This is a genomic window from Spirosoma soli (assembly GCF_042684525.1).
In the GTDB taxonomy this organism is placed as follows: domain Bacteria; phylum Bacteroidota; class Bacteroidia; order Cytophagales; family Spirosomataceae; genus Spirosoma; species Spirosoma soli.
The window spans coordinates 34655-49344 of record NZ_JBHULN010000021.1 but is presented as its reverse complement, the minus strand read 5'-3'; the positions used below and the strand labels follow the sequence as shown (position 1 = coordinate 49344).

14 protein-coding genes are annotated in these 14690 nt (G+C 49.6%); 9 read left to right on the top strand and 5 right to left on the bottom strand.

From position 1 onward, the window contains the following. The first annotated feature begins 186 nt into the window (after positions 1-186). The 6 genes from dtd (at position 187) to ACFSUS_RS24475 (ending at position 5448) form a co-directional block, all read left to right on the top strand. Positions 187-639 carry a D-aminoacyl-tRNA deacylase gene (gene dtd / locus ACFSUS_RS24500; protein WP_381526829.1) on the top strand — a complete coding sequence of 151 codons (453 nt, stop codon included), beginning with the start codon at positions 187-189 and terminating at the stop codon, positions 637-639. Then, positions 639-1016 carry a DUF2237 family protein gene (locus ACFSUS_RS24495; RefSeq protein ID WP_381526827.1) on the top strand — a complete coding sequence of 126 codons (378 nt, stop codon included), beginning with the start codon at positions 639-641 and terminating at the stop codon, positions 1014-1016. The genes dtd and ACFSUS_RS24495 overlap by 1 nt, the downstream gene beginning before the upstream one ends. 145 nt (positions 1017-1161) lie before the next feature. Then, on the top strand, positions 1162-1803 hold the full coding sequence (locus ACFSUS_RS24490; protein WP_381526825.1) for an O-methyltransferase: 642 nt from the start codon (positions 1162-1164) through the stop codon (positions 1801-1803). A gap of 39 nt (positions 1804-1842) precedes the next feature. Next, entirely contained in the window at positions 1843-4311 is a 2469-nt protein-coding gene (locus tag ACFSUS_RS24485) for a LysM peptidoglycan-binding domain-containing protein (RefSeq protein WP_381526823.1), read from the top strand. A gap of 180 nt (positions 4312-4491) precedes the next feature. Further along, positions 4492-5076: a DUF3109 family protein gene (locus ACFSUS_RS24480; protein ID WP_381526821.1), complete on the top strand. Its 585-nt coding sequence runs from the start codon at positions 4492-4494 to the stop codon at positions 5074-5076. 39 nt (positions 5077-5115) lie between these two features. Continuing rightward, positions 5116-5448 carry an MGMT family protein gene (locus ACFSUS_RS24475; protein ID WP_381526819.1) on the top strand — a complete coding sequence of 111 codons (333 nt, stop codon included), beginning with the start codon at positions 5116-5118 and terminating at the stop codon, positions 5446-5448. A gap of 6 nt (positions 5449-5454) precedes the next feature. On the opposite strand, the gene ACFSUS_RS24470 is transcribed toward ACFSUS_RS24475, so the two are convergent. Together ACFSUS_RS24470 and ACFSUS_RS24465 are read right to left on the bottom strand one after the other, a co-directional pair. After that, positions 5455-6009 carry an NADPH-dependent FMN reductase gene (locus ACFSUS_RS24470; RefSeq protein WP_381526817.1) on the bottom strand — a complete coding sequence of 185 codons (555 nt, stop codon included), beginning with the start codon at positions 6007-6009 and terminating at the stop codon, positions 5455-5457. Between the two features lie 50 nt (positions 6010-6059). Next, a complete protein-coding gene (locus ACFSUS_RS24465; RefSeq protein ID WP_381526815.1) occupies positions 6060-6626 on the bottom strand; it encodes a precorrin-2 dehydrogenase/sirohydrochlorin ferrochelatase family protein in 567 nt (188 codons plus the stop codon). 261 nt (positions 6627-6887) lie between these two features. Between ACFSUS_RS24465 and ACFSUS_RS24460 the strand changes: the two genes are divergently transcribed. Next, the gene (locus ACFSUS_RS24460) at positions 6888-7649 is read left to right on the top strand and encodes an SDR family oxidoreductase (protein ID WP_381526813.1); all 762 of its coding nucleotides are present in this window, start codon (positions 6888-6890) and stop codon (positions 7647-7649) included. Positions 7650-7940: 291 nt separating this feature from the next. Here the strand turns inward: ACFSUS_RS24460 and ACFSUS_RS24455 are convergent, their stop codons facing one another. The 3 genes from ACFSUS_RS24455 to pgi form a co-directional block, all read right to left on the bottom strand. Then, positions 7941-8840 carry a hypothetical protein gene (locus ACFSUS_RS24455; protein WP_381526811.1) on the bottom strand — a complete coding sequence of 300 codons (900 nt, stop codon included), beginning with the start codon at positions 8838-8840 and terminating at the stop codon, positions 7941-7943. Between the two features lie 163 nt (positions 8841-9003). Then, the gene (locus tag ACFSUS_RS24450) at positions 9004-9915 is read right to left on the bottom strand and encodes a PorT family protein (protein ID WP_381526809.1); all 912 of its coding nucleotides are present in this window, start codon (positions 9913-9915) and stop codon (positions 9004-9006) included. A gap of 157 nt (positions 9916-10072) precedes the next feature. Then, a complete protein-coding gene (pgi, locus tag ACFSUS_RS24445) occupies positions 10073-11734 on the bottom strand; it encodes a glucose-6-phosphate isomerase (RefSeq protein WP_381526806.1) in 1662 nt (553 codons plus the stop codon). Between the two features lie 191 nt (positions 11735-11925). On the opposite strand from pgi, the gene ACFSUS_RS24440 reads away from it, so the two are divergent. Then, the gene (locus ACFSUS_RS24440; RefSeq protein ID WP_381526803.1) at positions 11926-12786 is read left to right on the top strand and encodes a 2OG-Fe(II) oxygenase; all 861 of its coding nucleotides are present in this window, start codon (positions 11926-11928) and stop codon (positions 12784-12786) included. A gap of 103 nt (positions 12787-12889) precedes the next feature. Beyond that, entirely contained in the window at positions 12890-14554 is a 1665-nt protein-coding gene (locus ACFSUS_RS24435; RefSeq protein ID WP_381526800.1) for an ArnT family glycosyltransferase, read from the top strand. The last annotated feature ends 136 nt before the right edge of the window (positions 14555-14690 follow it).

The window sequence follows — 14690 nt, the reverse complement described above, 5'->3', positions numbered from 1 at the left end:
AAATCAACAAGTTTAGTAAAATTATAGCAACCAGGCCCGAATTGTATATATAATACATAGAATTTGAGCAACTGGCCCAGAGTATTCTAAGTGAAGATCAGGCAACCTAGTGCAAAGCAGTACACATACGTGTCGTTCTTCCTATTTTTACCAACTTATTCCAGCTTACTTGCCTGTCCTCTCCGAATGATTGCCGTTATTCAGCGCGTTTCCCAAGCCTCCGTCACCATTGATAACCAAGTCAAAGGCCAGATTGAAAAGGGCTTTCTCATTCTGCTCGGCATTACGCATACCGACACTCGTGACGATGTCGAGTGGCTTAGTAAGAAGATCGTAGGCATGCGAATATTTGGCGACCATGAAGACAAAATGAACCTTGATTTAGCCGCCGTGGGCGGAGATATTTTGCTGATCAGCCAGTTTACGCTCCACGCCAGCACCAAGAAGGGAAATCGACCCAGCTTTATCGAAGCCGCCCGACCGGAGGTAGCCATTCCACTTTACGAAGCCATGATTGCCCAGCTCTCAGCTGATCTGGGAAAATCGATCCAAACCGGGGAATTTGGCGCTGACATGAAGGTTTCGCTTTTAAACGACGGGCCGGTCACTATTCTGATCGACTCAAAAAATCGAATTTGATGACAACCCCTTCTACACCACGTAACGTATTGGGCGGTGCACTCACTTGCTGCTGCACCAGCCCGATGACCGGCTTCTACCGCGACGGTTTTTGCCGAACTGATGAGCAGGACCAGGGCCGCCACGTTGTGTGTGCCATCATGACCGAGTCGTTTTTGACCTTTACTCGCAGCCGGGGTAATGATTTAACTACTCCTCGTCCGGAATACCAGTTCCCTGGTCTCAAGCCAGGTGATCGTTGGTGTTTGTGTGCCCTACGTTGGAAAGAAGCGTACAATGCCGGATTTGCACCGCCGGTATACCTGACCTGCACTCATGAACGGGCTTTAGACTATGTTACGTTGGATACGCTCCGCGAACTGGCTTTCGAAGAATAAATCCATTAAAATGAGTTATGTAATATTTTTTAGACACTACAGCACCATTTTGGGCGTTCGTTTCCTAAAAACTACTACTTTTACTTAAACCAGCCCATTAGTTGTGCTCTCATCGCCAGAACGGTAGCATAACTAAGTCTGCCGAATGGATTTTTTGCCTGCCGACATCACTGCCTACGCCGAAGCGCATACCTCACCCGAAACTGAGTTGCTTCATCGACTCAACCGCAATACCCGCGCCAAAATAATGGCCCCCCGGATGTTGTCAGGGCATTTGCAAGGTCGGTTTCTCTCGTTGATTTCCTGGATGATTCGCCCGCGGAGGGTTCTGGAAATCGGTACGTATACGGGCTATTCGGCGCTTTGTCTTGCAGAAGGACTAGCCGCCGATGGCAAACTAATCACGATTGACCACAACGAAGAGCTCGAAGATTTCGCCCGCTCCTACTGGCGTCAATCTCCGCTGAACGACAAAATAGAGTTACGGATCGGTCTGGCGGCCGACATCATCCCCACGCTTGACGAGACCTTCGATCTAGTGTTTATCGACGCCGATAAACGCAATAACATCCTGTATTTCGATTTGGTGATTGACAAGCTGCGGCCAGGTGGTTTCATTCTGGCTGATAATGTATTATGGAGTGGCAAGGTTGTTGAACCAGTAAAATCAGCCGATCAGGACACAGCGGCTGTGTTGGCGTTCAACGAGAAGGTTCAAAACGAGCCGCGCGTAGAGAATGTGCTGTTGCCCGTCCGGGACGGGATTATGATGATGCGAAAACGATAATTACGAGCAACAAAATGAGCCGCCGTAGCGGTGCGATTTATGAAAAAATTGACGTCTTCCCTAACCCTACTTTTTCTACTGATTGGCCTTGTGGCTTCGGCGCAGACATCAGCGCCCACCGTGCCGGAGCAGGTAACCTTTGCTGACATTTCGGTCCGCTTAGATCCCGACGCCCGGCGCCTTGTGCAGCAGGATGTGAACGCGCTGCTGTCGAACCGCCAATACTGGACTGCCAAACTCGATCGGGTGGCTTTATATTTCCCTATGATTGAAGCCATCCTGATTGACGAGGACGTACCGACCGATTTCAAATACCTCGCCGTACAGGAAAGCTCACTTACACCCGACGCCGTTTCGGCGTCGACGGCCGTAGGTTACTGGCAATTCAAGCGAGAAACGGCGCTGGATCATGGCCTGCGCGTAGACGACGAGATCGACGAACGCAAAAGCATTACAGCCTCCACACATGGCGCTGCTAAGTACCTAAAGAAGAACAACATACAGTTTAACAACTGGATTGCTTCTTTGTATTCCTATTATTTAGGCGCGGGCGGCATTGCCAAACTGATTCCGCCCGATTGGTCGTATGCCCGCGAAGTTGCGCTTGATGGCCGGACCGATCGCTATATTCTACGTTTTTTTGCTCATAAGATCGCGATTGAGAATGCGCTGCAAACGCACCAGACCAGCAACCGCTTTGCCCTGATTGAATACCCTAACGGTGGAGGCAAAAGCATTCGTACCATTTCCGAAGAACTAGGGGTTGATGAGTTCGAGCTACGCAAGTACAATCGTTGGGTATTAGGAGACGCTATTCCAACGGATAAAGCTTACGTAATGGCCGTGCCGGTCGCAAGTGACCAGATCAATGACGTGCGACAGAAGATCGTTAACGTAAGTACGAAGAAAACGCCCGACTTTGTACAAAACGATGTTGGTTTCCCGGTGCTACGGCGCGTAACGACCGGCTTAAGCAGCAAGAACGAACCGGTATTGTACGAAATCAATGGGCTACCCGGCATTCAGGCCCAGGCCGGCGACAACGCAGCATCGCTGGCGCGTAAGTCAAAAATTAGTCTGTCAAGCTTCCTGCGCTATAACGACATGAGCGACCGTGATCCGGTCATCGTGAATGATGTGTATTATTTAGCTAAAAAGCGGAAGAAAGCTTTGGTACCGTTCCACAACGTTCGCGACGGCGAAACAGCCCGCAGCATTTCGCAGCGGTATGGTTTGCGACTCAAAAAGCTAATGCGTTATAACCGATTGGACCGGGTGCAGAAGCTTGCCGTTGGTCGGGTTATGTGGCTGCGGGAACGTCGGCCGGCGAACAAACCCGTTGAAGTTATCAAGTCGCCAACGCCACCCGTATACGATCAGACACCAACACCACCAAACCGCAGCACGGACGTAGTAGCCGACCGGAGTTCAGCTAGTCCAAGCCGACCGGTAACTGGTAGCGACGGCATACCGCGTAATCCATCTGAACGTAAAGTGTACCAACCTAAGTTGGTTGGCGGAGGTGTTACACCAAACGATGGCACATCAGAACCCGCAACCCCAGCACCACGTACTGAAGCCGCCCGGCCGTCAATCCAACCAGCTACGCCATCGACTACGAATCGCCCGGTTCCGACAACCACCAACAGCTCGACCAGCTCCGATGGATCGCAGCGGGTTGTCATCGTCCGGACACCGGATGCAACGCAGCCAACGAAAGAAGTGCCTGTAGCTACTACGCCAGAGCGAATAGCCATCGGCGATAGGCCAGCTCCATCGGCATCAAAAGAACAAGCCAGCTCATCGGCTTCGACTCGCACTGCCCAGCCGACGTTCGTGCAGGATGATGATTTGCAACCGACGGCTTCAAAACCGACGAAGCCAACAGACACGTATGCCAGCACTCAACCCACTAAGAAGACACCCGCCAGGCCCGAGCAGGGCGGTTATGAAGGCCCTCGCGAACAGCAGGCGGATGGTTCACTAACGGTGCCCACAACCACGCCATCGTCTCGGCCGGCGTCGTCTCCGGCCGTTGCCAAAGCCGAACCCCGTCCAGCTCCACCCGCTGCTACGTTGCCCGAGCCCAAACCTGTTTCACCAAGTGTAACTGCCACTAATCGGCCTGCTTCCAGCAGCACACGTTCAACTGCGGGCACACACACCGTCGAACCAGGCCAGACGTATTACAGCATCTCAAAACTCTACGGCCTGACCGTCGACGAACTGCTGACAATGAACGGTCTGACAACGAACGACGTATTGGAATCAGGTCAGAAACTTAAAATAGGGGCTGCGGGTGAACGTACCGGCGCAGATCGGCCAACGCAATCAGCGTCAACCAAAGCTAGTCCTCAGCCAGAGGTAACCTATCATACAGTTGCAAAGGGTGAAACTATGTTTCGTATTTCGAAGCAGTATAACGTAACCATCGAGCAGATCCAGGAATGGAACAATCTGACTGATGTCGGCGTCAAAGAGGGCCAGAAGATTAAGATTATGAAGTAACTGTAAACAGCGTTGACTGTTACTCAAGAAGCCGCTCCGATTTACCGGAGCGGCTTCTTCGTTTCACACCTAGCAGCGTGAAGCTTTACGGACTGATTCGTATATTTACATAGCAATACCGTCAGCGTTTGAGGCTAACGGTATTGTTTTAACTCGCGGGTTTCCTCCCGCATTACGAATATGATTCTAATTGATAATACGTGCATTAGTGACGACGTAGCCGAAAAGTTTTTCGTCTGCAACTTAGATAAATGTAAAGGAGCCTGTTGCGTCGAAGGCGATATGGGGGCCCCTTTGGAAGGTGACGAACCAGCGATTCTAGACCGAATTTACGCGGATATAAAGCCCTATTTGTCACCAGAAGGCATCCGGGTCATTGAAGAAAAGGGCGGCTATGAATCCGACGAAGACGGTAGCTACGTAACGACTACAGTGGGCGGGCGTGAGTGTGTATACGCCACCTGGAATGAGAAAGGGATCTTAAAGTGCGGTATTGAGGAAGCGTATAATGATGGCAAAGTTGACTGGAAGAAGCCGATTTCCTGCCACCTCTACCCCATTCGTGTCACTAAGTACGAGTCCTTCCACGCCCTAAACTACGACCGTTGGCCCATTTGCAGCCCTGCTTGCGGCTTCGGCGAACAGCTAAACGTACCAATCTATAAGTTCGTCCGGGAAGCGCTCATTCGGGCTTATGGCGAAGAATGGTATGGGCGGCTAACCCAAGCTATAGAAAACAGCGAACAACCAACAACGAACAGCTAGCAGCATATTACAGGTGGCTTCTCACTGTTTATTGAAACCATGCTGGAGGACAAAGATTATTTTCAGGAAGTGTATCGGGTTGTGCGCGAAGTTCCCAAAGGGCGCGTAACAACCTACGGTGCCATTGCTCGCTATCTGAGCTTACGAGCGGGTGCACGCATGGTCGGCTGGGCTATGGTTGCCTCGCACGGTCATGACGTACCCGCGCACCGGGTTGTTAATCGCATCGGCGTGTTATCGGGTAAACACTTCTTCGGCAGCCCAACGGCCATGCAGGAGTTGCTCGAAGCCGAAGGCGTTCGGGTTGAAGACGACCGAATCATTGATTTCAAGAAACTGCTTTGGGACCCAGCCATTGAATTGGCCGTGTAGCCTTCCTTATTGAGTCTGAGTGGAATGTTGGTGCTGAACTGCCTGAATTAGGGCATTTATGACTGCCTGGAGGGCCTTGGCGGTGCCCGTATCAGTTAACTGCCCTTCGGTATCAAGCTTAGTCCGCACAAAAGGGACGATTAGAGAGGCCTGTTCAGATAACTGGGCCGTCATTACCTCTAAGGTATGCCAGAGCGATGCATGGGCCCTTGCCCCGCCCGTATCCGACGGACTGGCACTGATAACGCCAACCGGTTTATGCACAAACTCGCCCGATGAGACGACCCAGTCCAGCATATTTTTCAATACACCCGGCATGCCGTGAATGTATTCAGGTGTGCAAATAATGACGGCATCGGCTCCACGAAGCAAGGTTCGCAGACGATTTACCGGCTCCGGAGCGGAATCACCATCGCGTTCAGGACTAAAATGCGGAAGATCATCCAGACCATGGTAGAAAACAGTTTGTACACGTTCAGCCGCCAAATCGGCCACTGCTTTTAACAACAATGTATTTGTTGAGTTAGCTCGCAGACTTCCGGAGACGGCCAAGAAATTCATAGTTAATAGAAATAGATGATGGTACTATCTTAGTTTATGCCAGTAAGTTCTCACCGCAACACCTTCGTAATCTCGTTTAGTTTCTCCATCTTCTGAACAAAGTCGCCTTTGAGCTGATTACGGATGGCCGTCAGGTTATCCAAAGTCTCCTGCAAACTATCGGGTAAGATCTCTTCTAAAACTTCCCTAAACCGTTTGGCAAACGTTGGCGACTTTCCATTCGTTGAAATCGCAATCTTCAGATCACCCTTCTTTACAACTGAACTCAGGTAGAAATCACACAGATCCGGCGTGTCAGCTACGTTGACAAGTATACGTTGACTTTTACAATCAGCCTGCACCTGCCGGTTAACCGATTTGTCGTTGGTTCCAACGATAACCAGGTCTTTATCGGTCAGATGACTTGGCTGATACGATTCCAGAATCAGTTGCAGCTTGGGATGCTGCTGGGCCAGCTCCTGAATTTCACCACGTATCTCAGGCGCTACCAACGTAACACGAGCATCAGGCGAGTTGGTCAGCAGGGCCGTTACTTTTTCTAAACCGACGTATCCGCCACCCACAATTAATATGTGTAAGTTCTCGGCTTTAACGAAAATGGGAAACAGAGTATTCATGTATAGTAAATAGTAAGTGACAGACGACCGCTGATGTAAGAATCTTTACACTGTTCTCGACCGTTAACAACATTTATCAGGAATAAATACAGAAGTTCGTAAGATTTCCTGAGATTTTACAAAGAAGTGCCGGGATGACCTGAGTAATAAATTATTGTTAGCTCTCGGGTAAGCTGTTCAAACAATACTTAAATTATATAGAGATTATACAATAAATAAACCCAGAAAGCCTATTCCGTTAAAGAACCAATACGAACAGACATGCAAACCACTAACAACACCGTCCTGATCACAGGGGGTAGCACAGGCATTGGCCTGGCAATTGCCGAGGTTCTAATCAAGGCTGGAAATGAAGTAATCATTTGTGGCAGACGAGAAAGCAAACTGCTGGAAGCAAAGCAAAAATTTCCGCAACTACATACCCGAGTCTGTGATGTTGCCCAAAAATCAGCACGAGAAGAATTGTACCAATGGGCGACTTCCGAGTTTCCTCACATTAATATGCTCTTTAACAACGCCGGAATCCAAAAGGAAATCGATTTCCTGACGGGTGCCTCTGGGTTATACGATGAAGAGAGTGAAATCGAAACCAATTTGGTTGCTACCATTCACTTGTCTGCCCTTTTTATTCCTCATTTTCTACAGCAGCAGAAAGAATGTGCTGTAGCCAACGTAACATCTGGCTTAGCTTTTATACCGCTGAAAATTGTACCAGTCTATTGCGCTACCAAAGCTGGCCTTCATTCGTTTTCTATTTCGCTGCGCTCGCAGTTAGCCAAAACAAATGTTCGTGTCTTCGAGATTGCACCACCAATTGTAAAAACGGAGCTGCATCGAGAAGCACAGGCCCGCAAGCAGTCGCAGCGCGGAATTGCGGCCCCGGCAGTCGCAGAGGCAACAATTCGGGCTTTGAAAAATAATCATTACGAAACTATAATCGGTGAGGCCAACGTATTAAAAGGGGCGTCTCGGATCGCCCCTAAGTTTTTTCATAACCTGCTCAACAAGGTCGCGACTGGCTAATTACTACCAGACAGCTACGTATAGAACAAATCGCGCACCGGACGCAAGCAAATCAATACATCTACGATTCAGCCTACCAGGTTAGACGTTGATTCATGAGGGCACTTCATAGCGATATGTGGACATCGTTACGGAATTATTCAGGATTTCTGACTACTAGAAACCTACCTGATTTCAGCGAGTGTTTCCTTGAAGCAGATCTACAGGAGAGAAGGCCGACGGACTTATACAACAACAAAAAAGGCTGCCCAACCAGGAGCAGCCCTCATAAATCACATGTTCTGCAAGTTACTAGAACTTGAAGCCCACATTCACCGCTAATATCCGGCGTTGCGTGTTACTGGTATTTTTTATTACGTCAGCAAAGCCATAGTGATAGACAAAATCAATCATCAACGGCCCTGCATCAAAACCTAAGTTAGCTAGCCCATTGAAGGTAGCCGCTCTGAAATCGCTCTGTCTGAAATTGAATTCGTTATTGCCTACGCCCAGTGGGGTAGCATATTCCGCACCAATTTGAAGCCGCACGGCTGATACACCCCGCTCCGACTGCGCTAGTTTAACCCCAATGTAAGCCGGAATGTGCAAGTATTTCTGGTCTACGTTACTAATGATTTCTTTGACACTGGTCGTGGTATCAGCGCCACCTGCCTGGTAAAAGTCTGAGCTGGAGGTCAGGTATTCGGCGCCAATTTGTCCGTAGACCCGGCCACCGCCCCGGACAAAAAAGCCTAACTGATACCCCAGTCGACCGGCTAGCGAATTACCGCCCACATCTTCGCCCTGGAAACGAGTGGAGTTAGCGCCACCGTACACCCCAAACGAGAAGTTTTTATAGTTTTCCCGACGCTCTTTCCGTTGCTCGATCTCGACACTCCGCTGACCATCTTCATATCCTTCATCATACGCCTGGCTGAGATCGCGTTCGTCGAACATACGATTGCTGCGACGGTCATTTCCCATACGATCTTCATAGCGGTTGTCATATCGGCGATTTTCTTCGCTCCGCCGATTGAACTCCCGACGCTCATCGAACCGATCTTCCATACGCCGATCCTCCCGGCGTTCATCGCGACGTGACGGGCGGTCATCACGGTCGTATCGATCATCGTACGAGTTTCGCTGACCAAACACGAAACCCGTGGTGCACACCCCTGCCATCAACAGAGTTGCTTTCAGTAAATTTTTCATAACGTATTAAGTTGAGTAAACTAAACTAGCTTTCATCCCTACAACCGTTCATCTGTTGGGAATGTTTGCAGGCCGAAGCCTTACCTATTGGCAGGCTAAGTCAGTATATAAAAAAGGCCACCTTTGCAAGAAGGTGGCCCAACATATAGCCTGCGACTTAAACCTAGAATTTAAAGCCTACACTAGCGCTTAAAATACGGCGTTGCGAGCCTGAGAAACCCGCGTTTTGCTGAATTGCGTTCGAGAAGCCGTAGTGGTACGTCAAATCAAGGAAGACCGGACCTGCATCGAAGCCTAATTGACCCAGACCGTTGAATGTACCACTCTTTAACTGAAAATTGTTCAGGTCGCCAAATTGATTGGCATTTGACCCAATCTGGTTCGCGTATTCAACACCAACTTGTAGTCGAACAGCCGAGATACCCCGATCCGACTCCACTAGCTTATAGCCGATGTATACAGGCACCTGAATGTACTTGATATTGATCTGATCCTGAATGTTGTTCGCAGACTGTCCCGACCCGGCCACGAAGTAGTTGGAACTTGATGCAAAATATTCGGCACCTAACTGACCGTATAAACGACCACCACCCCGCACAAAGAAGCCTGCCTGGTACCCCAGCCGACCCGACAGATCGCCGTTAGCATTAGTAGCATCAGCGCTTTCGCCGGCAAACTTGGTTGTGTTCAAACCAGCGTAGATACCGAACACAAAGTTCTTGTAATCTTTAGCTTCTTTGGTACGTTTCGTATCCGTTGTGCTATACGTATCCGTTGTCGTGGTTGTCGTTGGCGACGCGGCACTGTTTGTTGAATATGTACCGTTCGTGGTAGTACCATTTGTTGTGGTACCAGTGCTGTTCATGGTGCCGTTGCTCATGGTTGAGCCACTGCTGCTCGACGGCGATGATGAATACGTACTGCCGGTGGCATTGGTGCTGTCGGTCGTTACCGGCGAAGTGTACGTTGGATTCGTCGTGCTGCTTGTCGACGAATACGTGTTTGTGGTAGTTTGTGCGTTTGCCACGCTAATACCACACAGGCCAACGGCCAGAAGTGTAAGCTGAATTTTCATAACGTTACTAGAGCGTTGAGTTGTACAAAAAAAGGGTGTAATCATGATTACACCCCATTAACAGGCTACTATCAGCCAATGTTTAGAATTATTCTAATAACGTCCCAAATTTAATCCGTACCGGAAATTTATAGGGATGAGCGGCTTATACCGTTGGCTAAGCGGTCGTGTTACGCATGGATTTAAAAGCATTCATTAATCCATTTGTTGAGCTATCGTGAGAGCTAACCGGGGTGTCGTCCTGCAATTCGGGTAGAATTCGACTAGCCAGTTGCTTACCCAATTCTACCCCCCACTGATCGAAACTAAAAATATCCCAAATAACGCCCTGCGTAAAGATTTTATGCTCGTAGAGGGCAATCAGGCTTCCTAACGTACGGGGTGTTAGCTGCTTAAACAGGATTGAATTGGTCGGTCGATTTCCGGAAAACATCTTAAACGGAGCCAATGCCTGCACGTCTTCTTCGCTCTTTCCTGACTTTCGCAGCTCCTCAGCCGCTTCTTCCTCGGTCTTACCGTTCATGAGCGCTTCGGTCTGCGCAAAAAAGTTAGCCATCAAAATTGTATGATGTTCACCGATGGGCCGTTGGCTCAATACTGGAGCCAAAAAGTCGCACGGAATTAATTTAGTACCCTGGTGAATGAGCTGATAAAACGCGTGCTGGCCATTCGTACCGGGCTCTCCCCATATAATCGGGCCGGTTTGGTAATCAACCGGTCTACCATCGCGATCAACCGATTTGCCGTTGCTTTCCATATCTCCCTGCTGGAAATACGCGGCAAACCGATGCATATACTGATCATAAGGCAAAATCGCCTGGGTCTGGGCCCCGAAAAAATTATTATACCAGATACCCATCAGCGCCAGCATGACCGGTAGGTTCTGGTCAATCGGCGTATCGCGGAAATGCAGGTCCATGGCATGGCCACCCGCTAAAAGCTCTTCGAAGTTGTCAAAGCCGATGTATAACGCAATGGAAAGGCCAATAGCCGACCAGAGGGAATAACGTCCGCCAACCCAATCCCAGAAACCAAACATATTGTCGGGATCAATGCCGAATTTTTCAACGGCTGATCGATTCGTCGACAGAGCCGCAAAATGCCTGGCAATATCGCCTTCCGATCCACCCTGCTCCAGAAACCACTGCCGGGCAGTCTGGGCGTTCGTCATCGTTTCCTGAGTGGTAAACGTTTTAGAAGCAATTAGGAACAGAGTCGATTCGGGCCGAACCGTCTGTAACGTTTCGTAGATGTGGACACCATCTACGTTCGAGACAAAATGCACCCGCAACCCTTCTTTAGCGTACGGTTTCAGCGCTTCGGTCACCATTACCGGCCCTAGGTCAGAGCCCCCGATGCCAATGTTTACAATGTCAGTTATAGTCTCCCCGGTATACCCTTTCCATTCCCCCGACCGCACCCGCTCGGAGAACGACTTCATCCGATCCAGCACCTGATTTACTTCCGGCATTACGTCCTGCCCCTCTACGATGATTGGCGTATTGGAGCGATTTCGCAGCGCTACGTGGAGCACGGCCCTGTCTTCGGTACGGTTAATTTTATCACCGGAGAACATCTTGCCAATCGCATCGGTCAGCCCAGCCTGCTCTGCCAGTTGCAGCAGCAACGTAAGCGTTTCATCCGTAATGCGATTCTTTGAAAAATCGAGCAGGATATCCTCGAACCGGCGGGTAAACTTGTCGAAACGCTGAGCATCTTCGGCGAACAGATCGCGGAGATGACGGTCTTTCAAAACATCGTAATGGGCCTGCAGTTGAGCATAAGCCGGCAGATCAGTAAATCGGTGATTAGCGAGCATGGGTTGGTTAGTTTATCGTTTTCAGTTTACGGTTCATGGGCTTTGGACTTTACTATAAACCAAAAAACCGCAAACCGCTATGTCGGACCGTTGACACTGAATTCGGCGCGAATATCGCCAATCGCCTGCAATCTTTTTCCCCCGCAACGGGTTAGGTTGAAAACAGTTTCCTTTAACGTTACCTTTGCGTCATGATTACCACTAATCCAACGACGTCCGATACGCTCTTCGATTACGACCGCTGGCATAACACGTTGCCTACCGACGCGCAGCGTTACCAGGCGAATCAGCCTTATCCTCACATTGCACTGGAGAACTTTCTGGAGCCTTGGGCAGCCGAGCGGGCATTGGCCTCCTTTCCGGCCGTAGGCGACGCGGGGTGGATTCATTACGTTCACGTGAACGAAAAAAAGCACGGGCTCAATAAAATGGAGTTGCTCCCAGCTGCCGTGCAGGATGTCATTCGGGAAATGAATTCGCCCCGGTTTGTGGCGTATCTGAGCAAACTGACGGGTATTCCAAACCTGATTCCCGACGACTCGCTCGAAGGAGGTGGCTTACATCAGTCTAAGCGTAACGGCTTCCTGAACGTTCACGCCGATTTCACGGTGCATCCACACAAACGGAACTGGCGTCGGCGCGTCAACTTACTCATCTACCTCAACCACGATTGGAAACCCGACTATCGTGGTGATCTTGAGCTCTGGGATCGTCAGATGAAAGGCGTTGTGCAGAAGATAGCGCCCATTTTCAACCGGTGCGTCATTTTCAACACGGACGAGGACTCATACCACGGCTTGCCCGACCCGATCCTTTGCCCCGACGATATGACCCGTAAGTCGATTGCGCTTTATTATTTTACGGAAGAAGCGACTACGCCCACGCTCCGGGCCACCAACTATAAAGCCCGCCCAGACGATGGTGCCAAAGCCATTCTTATCTGGCTCGACAAGAAAGCCGTGGCTACCTACACCGCCATAAAACGCACCTTAGGCCTTAATGATCAATTCGTTAGCAACATCTTAAATAAGCTGGGCGGCAAGAAGTCGTAGGCAAATCCTATAGGTCTTTGTGGCTATATGGGTTTACATTTACCGTTTTCAACTACTTTTACGGCCCCGTTCGTCACAACCGAGCGGGGCATTTTGCATACTGATGAATCAACGACTTTTCTATTCGCTCGTCTTCGCGGCTTTAGGTGCCCTGTTTTTTATTCCCTTTTTAGGAGGAGTTCGCTTGTTCGACTGGGATGAAATAAACTTTGCCGAATGCTCGCGCGAGATGGTGGTGCTGGGCGACTATCTGCGCGTTCACGTCGACTTCAAGCCGTTCTACGAAAAACCGCCTTTCTTTTTCTGGTTTCAGTCGGCCATGATGAATTTGTTTGGCACCAACGAATTTGCTGCCCGGCTCCCCAACGCGATTTGTGGCGTCATTACGCTGGTTTACTTATATAACTTAGGCGCTAAACTTCACGGCCACCGGTTTGGCTTACTTTGGTCGCTGGCTTATTTAGGGTCTGTCACTCCCCATCTGTACTTCCGATCCGGAATCATCGACCCTTTCTTCAACCTATTCATTTTTGCTGGACTTGTTAACCTGATTTTCGCATCCTGGAAACGAGAAGGCATGGCCAGCAACCTTCTGATTCCCCGTGGCGTGTGGGCCTATGTGTTCATTGGCGGGTTGGTGTTGGGGATGGGCATTATCACCAAAGGTCCGGTTGCTTATCTGGTTGTGTGTATGGTGCTGGGCGTTTACTGGCTACTCAGCCGCTTCCGTTGGTTCATCACGCCTATTCAGTTCCTGGCTTATTCGCTGGCGGCCACCTTAGTTTCGGTACTTTGGTATGGCCTGGAGACGTACCAGCATGGGCCAACATTCATCCGCGAGTTTTTGATTTACAACTTCCGGCTTTTCAAACAGCCCGATGCCGGTCATGCTGGCTTTCCAGGGTACCACTTCGTTATTCTGCTGGTTGGCTGTTTCCCCGCGTCTATTTTTGGCATCCGGGCTTTTGGGCAATTGTTTATCGAACGCAACTACCAACGTGAGTTCCGGCGTTGGATGCTGATTCTATTTTGGGTAGTACTCATCCTGTTCAGCATCGTACAATCGAAGATTGTGCATTACTCATCGCTTTGCTATTTTCCGTTAACTTACCTGGCCGCGCTTACGCTTATTCAGCTGGAGGAGTACAAAATTCAGCTGAACAACTGGCTGAAAGCAGGCCTGATCATTGTTGGCGGTGTCTATGTACTTGCCACCATTACTTTACCCATTCTGGCGCATCGCATGGACCTGGTTAAGTCGGTAGCGGATCAGGATGCCTTTACCCAGGCTAATCTAGACGCCAAAATCAACTGGACAGGTTGGGAAGTACTACCCGGTGTATGGTTGCTTATTATTTTGATCTTGACCCTTCGGTGGTTCAATCAGCGGGAAGTCAGTCGGGCTATTTTTACGCTCTTCGGTGGTATGGCCGTCTTTATTACCCTAACCCTTTGGTTTTTCATTGGCCGCATCGAAGGCATCTCGCAGGACGCAGCTATGCGTTTCTTCGAGCGGGCGCAGGGGCAGGATGTCTACGTCAGTACGTATGGTTATCGCAGTTACGGGCCTTTCTTCTACACCCAGAAACCCGCCGTCAAGAACCCCAATTATTATGACATGAACTGGTTGCTACGCGGCAAAATCGACAAGGACGTATGGTTCATTAAGAAAAACACAGAACTGCATACTCCTCTTGATTCTCTATCAGACATTCAAAAAACAGGGGAAGAAAACGGCTTTGTCTTCTACCGAAGGCGAGCGAAATAAACACTTGTAATAGCACAAAAAAACGGCTCACAGAGCCGTTTTTTTGTAACGACAGTATTTCTTATAATCACTGAGAAATAAGCCGTATGGCATTTGGTGTAACTGATTATACATTACTAGTGCGATGAAGCCTCAC

Bases quoted from the DNA above. Each gene is read 5' to 3' on its own strand.
- ACFSUS_RS24455 (WP_381526811.1), bottom strand. From the start codon at position 8,840: ATGAAAAATTTACTGAAAGCAACTCTGTTGATGGCAGGGGTGTGCACC.
- ACFSUS_RS24440 (WP_381526803.1), top strand. From the start codon at position 11,926: ATGATTACCACTAATCCAACGACGTCCGATACGCTCTTCGATTACGAC.
- ACFSUS_RS24480 (WP_381526821.1), top strand. From the start codon at position 4,492: ATGATTCTAATTGATAATACGTGCATTAGTGACGACGTAGCCGAAAAG.
- ACFSUS_RS24495 (WP_381526827.1), top strand. From the start codon at position 639: ATGACAACCCCTTCTACACCACGTAACGTATTGGGCGGTGCACTCACT.
- ACFSUS_RS24460 (WP_381526813.1), top strand. From the start codon at position 6,888: ATGCAAACCACTAACAACACCGTCCTGATCACAGGGGGTAGCACAGGC.
- ACFSUS_RS24490 (WP_381526825.1), top strand. From the start codon at position 1,162: ATGGATTTTTTGCCTGCCGACATCACTGCCTACGCCGAAGCGCATACC.
- ACFSUS_RS24465 (WP_381526815.1), bottom strand. From the start codon at position 6,626: ATGAATACTCTGTTTCCCATTTTCGTTAAAGCCGAGAACTTACACATA.
- dtd (WP_381526829.1), top strand. From the start codon at position 187: ATGATTGCCGTTATTCAGCGCGTTTCCCAAGCCTCCGTCACCATTGAT.
- ACFSUS_RS24435 (WP_381526800.1), top strand. From the start codon at position 12,890: ATGAATCAACGACTTTTCTATTCGCTCGTCTTCGCGGCTTTAGGTGCC.
- ACFSUS_RS24485 (WP_381526823.1), top strand. From the start codon at position 1,843: ATGAAAAAATTGACGTCTTCCCTAACCCTACTTTTTCTACTGATTGGC.
- ACFSUS_RS24470 (WP_381526817.1), bottom strand. From the start codon at position 6,009: ATGAATTTCTTGGCCGTCTCCGGAAGTCTGCGAGCTAACTCAACAAAT.
- ACFSUS_RS24450 (WP_381526809.1), bottom strand. From the start codon at position 9,915: ATGAAAATTCAGCTTACACTTCTGGCCGTTGGCCTGTGTGGTATTAGC.
- pgi (WP_381526806.1), bottom strand. From the start codon at position 11,734: ATGCTCGCTAATCACCGATTTACTGATCTGCCGGCTTATGCTCAACTG.
- ACFSUS_RS24475 (WP_381526819.1), top strand. From the start codon at position 5,116: ATGCTGGAGGACAAAGATTATTTTCAGGAAGTGTATCGGGTTGTGCGC.